The sequence below is a fragment of the Piscinibacter sp. genome, assembly GCF_050175855.1.
Taxonomy (GTDB): Bacteria; Pseudomonadota; Gammaproteobacteria; order Burkholderiales; family Burkholderiaceae_C; genus Piscinibacter.
On the sequence record NZ_JBFXIO010000392.1, the window covers coordinates 1 to 4643 of the forward strand.

10 protein-coding genes are annotated in these 4643 nt (G+C 66.3%); all 10 read right to left on the reverse strand.

What is annotated here, in order from left to right:
- Positions 1 to 306 (reverse strand): 50S ribosomal protein L24 (rplX, locus tag AB7U92_RS22205; RefSeq protein WP_428582182.1); only part of this gene is annotated, 306 nt, incomplete at its 3' end.
- Between the two features lie 25 nt (positions 307 to 331).
- The gene (gene rplN / locus AB7U92_RS22210) at positions 332 to 700 is read right to left on the reverse strand and encodes a 50S ribosomal protein L14 (protein ID WP_209384869.1); all 369 of its coding nucleotides are present in this window, start codon (positions 698 to 700) and stop codon (positions 332 to 334) included.
- 177 nt (positions 701 to 877) lie between these two features.
- Positions 878 to 1393, reverse strand: a complete 516-nt coding sequence (locus tag AB7U92_RS22215) for a peroxiredoxin (RefSeq protein WP_428582185.1) — start codon at positions 1391 to 1393, stop codon at positions 878 to 880.
- Between the two features lie 107 nt (positions 1394 to 1500).
- Entirely contained in the window at positions 1501 to 1776 is a 276-nt protein-coding gene (gene rpsQ, locus AB7U92_RS22220; RefSeq protein ID WP_428582187.1) for a 30S ribosomal protein S17, read from the reverse strand.
- Positions 1773 to 1973, reverse strand: coding sequence for a large ribosomal subunit protein uL29 (gene rpmC, locus AB7U92_RS22225; protein WP_428582189.1), 201 nt, complete (start codon positions 1971 to 1973; stop codon positions 1773 to 1775). The genes rpsQ and rpmC overlap by 4 nt, the downstream gene beginning before the upstream one ends.
- An 11-nt stretch (positions 1974 to 1984) precedes the next feature.
- On the reverse strand, positions 1985 to 2401 hold the full coding sequence (rplP, locus tag AB7U92_RS22230; protein WP_428582191.1) for a large ribosomal subunit protein uL16: 417 nt from the start codon (positions 2399 to 2401) through the stop codon (positions 1985 to 1987).
- 2 nt (positions 2402 to 2403) lie between these two features.
- A complete protein-coding gene (gene rpsC, locus AB7U92_RS22235; protein ID WP_428582193.1) occupies positions 2404 to 3285 on the reverse strand; it encodes a 30S ribosomal protein S3 in 882 nt (293 codons plus the stop codon).
- 16 nt (positions 3286 to 3301) lie between these two features.
- Complete coding sequence (gene rplV, locus AB7U92_RS22240) at positions 3302 to 3631, reverse strand: 50S ribosomal protein L22 (RefSeq protein WP_428582195.1); 330 nt, start codon at positions 3629 to 3631, stop codon at positions 3302 to 3304.
- A gap of 11 nt (positions 3632 to 3642) precedes the next feature.
- On the reverse strand, positions 3643 to 3921 hold the full coding sequence (gene rpsS / locus AB7U92_RS22245) for a 30S ribosomal protein S19 (RefSeq protein WP_428582197.1): 279 nt from the start codon (positions 3919 to 3921) through the stop codon (positions 3643 to 3645).
- Positions 3922 to 3933: 12 nt separating this feature from the next.
- The coding region (rplB, locus tag AB7U92_RS22250; protein WP_428582199.1) for a 50S ribosomal protein L2 at positions 3934 to 4643 on the reverse strand (710 nt) is incomplete at its 5' end.

The window sequence follows — 4643 nt, forward strand, 5'->3', positions numbered from 1 at the left end:
CTCGTCGCCGCTGGACTTGTAGACGCGCACCTTCTTGCCGTCGGCCAGGAGCTTGACGCCCACGCGGTCGGCCTTGCCCGTGGCGGCGTTGTAGATCGCCACGTTGCTCTGGTGGATCGACATCGACTTCTCGACGACGCCGCCGGTCGTACCCTTCATCGGGTTCGGCTTGACGTGCTTCTTCACGATGTTCACGCCCTCGACGACGATGCGCTCGTCGTCGACGCGCTGCGTCACGGTGCCGCGCTTGCCCTTGTCGCGGCCGGTCAACACGATGACCTGGTCGCCCTTGCGAATCTTGTTCATGGCCTGTCCTTCTCTTCCGTGCCGCTCAGAGCACTTCCGGCGCCAGCGAAACGATCTTCATGAAGCGCTCGGTGCGCAGCTCGCGCGTCACCGGCCCGAAGATGCGGGTGCCGATCGGCTCGAGCTTGGCGTTCAGCAGCACGGCGGCGTTGCCGTCGAAGCGAACCAGCGAGCCGTCCTGGCGGCGCACGCCCTTGGCGGTGCGCACGACCACGGCGCTGTAGACCTCGCCCTTCTTGACGCGGCCACGCGGCGCGGCTTCCTTGATGGAAACCTTGATGACGTCGCCGATGCCGGCGTAGCGACGCTTGGAGCCGCCCAGCACCTTGATGCACATGACGGACTTCGCGCCAGTGTTGTCCGCGACGTCGAGTCGCGATTGCATTTGAATCATTGTCTGTCCCCAACTTGAACCGGCAGACACCTGCGCGGTCAGTCTTGGGCCCGTTGTGTGGGCGGATCCGAGGCCCGGTGTTCCCGAACGGAAACGGCCGAGCTTTCGGCGAAGCTACGGATTATGAAGGCAAACCCGAACCCGTGTCAACCGGGTCCGGGACCGGGGAGCGGGAACTCAGCCGAGAACCTGCTTCGCCTGGGCCAGCATCGTGCCGGCGTCGCTGACCTCGAACTTCCCCGGGCCCTCGATGTTCAGCGTCTTGACCACACCGTCGACCACCAGCATCGAGTAGCGGTTCGAGCGCAGGCCCATGCCGCGGGCGGTCAGGTCCAGGGTCAGGCCGGTGGCCTTGGTGAAGTCGGCGCTGCCGTCGGCCATCATGCGCACCTTGCCGCCGGTGTGCTGGTCACGACCCCAGGCGCCCATCACGAAGGCGTCGTTGACCGACACGCACCAGATCTCGTCGATGCCGGCCTTCTTCAGTTCGTCGTACTTCTCGACGTAGCCCGGCACGTGCTTGGCCGAGCAGGTGGGCGTATAGGCGCCGGGCAGGCCGAAGATGGCGATCTTCTTGCCGGCGACGAGCTGCTCCACGTCGAAGGTGTTCGGGCCGAGCGTACAGCCATTGCCCTCGACCTCGATGAACTCCTGCAGCTTGCCCGCCGGCAGCTTGTCTCCGATCTTGATCATGTCGTGCTCCTCCTGGTTGGAACCCAAAGAAAACGGCCGGACGCCAGTATTCCAGCGTTCCGGCCGTTTCGCCCGCAGGCCCGCAAAGGCCTCTGGCGCTGGCTGACTTAGACGGCCGCGGCCTTCTGCACCAGGCGGGTCACGACCCACGACTTGGTCTTGGAGATCGGCCGGCTCTCGGCGATCTCGACCACGTCGCCCATCTTGTACTCGCCGTTCTCGTCGTGCGCGTGGTACTTGCTCGACTTGGCGACGATCTTGCCGTAGAGCTCGTGCATGGCACGGCGCTCGACGAGCACGGTGATGGTCTTGGCGCGCTTGTCGCTGACGACTTTGCCGATCAGCGTGCGGGTGTTCTTGGCCTTGGTTTGCGCTTCGCTCACTTGGCAGCCTCCTTCTTCTTCTCGGCCAGGATGGTCTTGGCGCGAGCGATGTCGCGGCGGGTCTTGCCCAGCTGCGAGTGGTTGTTCAGCTGTTGCGTGGCCTTCTGCATGCGCAGGCCGAAGTGGGCCTTCAGCAGATCGCTGACTTCCTTCTCCAGGCCGGCGACGTCCTTGGCGCGCAGTTCAGATGCTTTCATGGTCTTGCTCCTCAGGCGCCGATGGCGCGCGCCACGAACGTGCACTTCAGCGGCAGCTTGGCCGAAGCCAGCGTGAAGGCCTCGCGGGCCAGCGCCTCGGGCACGCCGTTGATCTCATAGAGCACCTTGCCCGGCTGGATCTCGGCCACGTAGTACTCGGGGTTGCCCTTGCCGTTGCCCATGCGGACTTCGGCCGGCTTCTGCGAGATCGGCTTGTCGGGGAAGATGCGGATGAAGATTCGGCCGCCGCGCTTGATGTGGCGCGAGATGGCACGACGGGCGGCCTCGATCTGGCGCGCCGTCAGGCGGCCGCGCTCGGTGGCCTTCAGGCCGAAGTCGCCGAACGACACCGCGGCGCCACGCGTGGCGATGCCGGTGTTGCGGCCCTTCTGCTCCTTGCGGTACTTTCTGCGTGCAGGTTGCAGCATGCTTATTCTCCTTTGCCCTCGGCGCCAGGCGCGGCGACCTTGCGGACGCGCTTGACGGCGGGGGTCTTGGGCGCGTCGGCGGCGGCGGCAGGCTTGTCGCTGCCGTCGGCCGGCGCACCGGACTGACGCGGGGCGCGGTCGGCACCCGGGCCGCGGCCACGGCCGCCCGGCGCACCCGGGCCACCCGGACGCGGGCCACGACGCGGACGGCGGTCGTCTTCGCCAGCTTCCGGCTTGGCGGCCGGGGCCTCGCCGTGACCGAGGCGGTCACCGCGGTAGACCCACACCTTCACGCCGATGACGCCGTAGGTGGTCTTGGCTTCCGAGAAGCCGTAGTCGATGTCGGCCTTCAGCGTGTGAAGCGGCACGCGGCCTTCGCGGTACCACTCGCAGCGCGCGATCTCGATGCCGTTCAGGCGGCCCGACGACATGATCTTGATGCCCTGGGCGCCCAGGCGCATCGCGTTCTGCATGGCGCGCTTCATCGCGCGGCGGAACATGATGCGCTTCTCGAGCTGCTGGGTGATCGAGTCGGCGATCAGCTGCGCATCGATCTCGGGCTTGCGCACCTCCTCGATGTTCACCGCGACCGGCACGCCGAGGCGGCGGGTCAGTTCGGCCTTCAGGTTCTCGATGTCCTCGCCCTTCTTGCCGATCACCACGCCCGGACGGGCCGAGTAGATGGTGATGCGGGCGTTCTTGGCGGGGCGCTCGATCAGGATGCGCGAGACGGCAGCGCTCTTCAGGCGCGCCTTCAGGAACTCGCGAACCTTCAGGTCTTCGGCCAGCATGCCGGCGAAGTTCTGGTTCGACGCGTACCAGCGCGAGGCCCAGTTGCGCGTGACCGGCAGACGGAAGCCGACCGGATGAATTTTCTGTCCCATGGTCTTCCTTCTGGCCTCAGTTGCCGACGGTGACGAAGATGTGGCAGGTGGGCTTGCTGATGCGGTTGCCGCGGCCCTTGGCGCGCGCGGAGAAACGCTTCAGCGTGGCAGCCTGTTCCACGTAGATCGTCTTGACCTTCAGCTCGTCGATGTCGGCGCCGTCGTTGTGCTCGGCATTCGCGATGGCGCTCTCGAGCGCCTTCTTCACGATGCCGGCCGCCTTCTTGGGCGTGAACGTCAGGATGTTGATCGCCTGGTCGACCTTCTTGCCGCGGATCATGTCGGCGACCAGCCGGCCCTTGTCGGCCGACAGACGCACGCCGCGAACGATTGCTCGGGTTTCCATCGTCGTCATCCTTACTTCTTGCCGGCCTTCTTGTCGGCCGGGTGGCCCTTGAACGTGCGCGTCAGCGCAAATTCACCGAGCTTGTGGCCGACCATCTGGTCGGAAACGTAGACGGGCACGTGCTGCTTGCCGTTGTGCACGGCGATCGTCAGCCCGATGAACTCGGGCAGGATCGTGCTGCGGCGCGACCAGGTCTTGATGGGCTTCTTGTCCTTGATGGCGGCAGCCTTCTCGACCTTGGCCATCAGGTGGTGGTCCACGAACGGACCCTTCTTGAGCGAACGAGTCATGACCGTGGCTCCTTACTTCTTGCGACGCGAGACGATGAACGTCTGCGTGCGCTTGTTGTTGCGGGTGCGATAGCCCTTGGTCATCGTGTTCCACGGCGACACCGGCACCTGGCCCTCGCCCGTGCGGCCTTCGCCGCCACCGTGCGGGTGGTCCACCGGGTTCATCGCGACGCCACGGACGGTCGGGCGGATGCCCTTCCAGCGGATCGCACCGGCCTTGCCGTACTGGCGCAGGCTGTGTTCCTCGTTCGACACCTCGCCGATGGTGGCGCGGCAGTCGATGTGGATCTTGCGCACTTCACCCGAGCGCAGCCGCACCTGGGCGTAGACGCCCTCGCGGGCCATCAGCGTCGTCGAGGCGCCGGCCGAGCGGGCGATCTGCGCGCCCTTGCCGGGCAGCAGCTCGATGCAGTGGATGATCGAACCCACCGGGATGTTGCGGATCGGCAGCGTGTTGCCGGCCTTGATCGGGGCCTCGGCGCCGGACATGATCGTCGCGCCGACCTCGAGGCCGCGCGGGGCGATGATGTAGCGGCGCTCGCCGTCGGCGTAGCAAACCAGCGCGATGTGGGCAGTGCGGTTCGGGTCGTACTCGATGCGCTCGACCTTCGCCGGGATGCCGTCCTTGTTGCGCACGAAGTCGACCACGCGGTAGTGGTGCTTGTGACCACCGCCCTTGTGGCGCATCGTGATGTGGCCGTTGTTGTTGCGGCCGGCGTTCT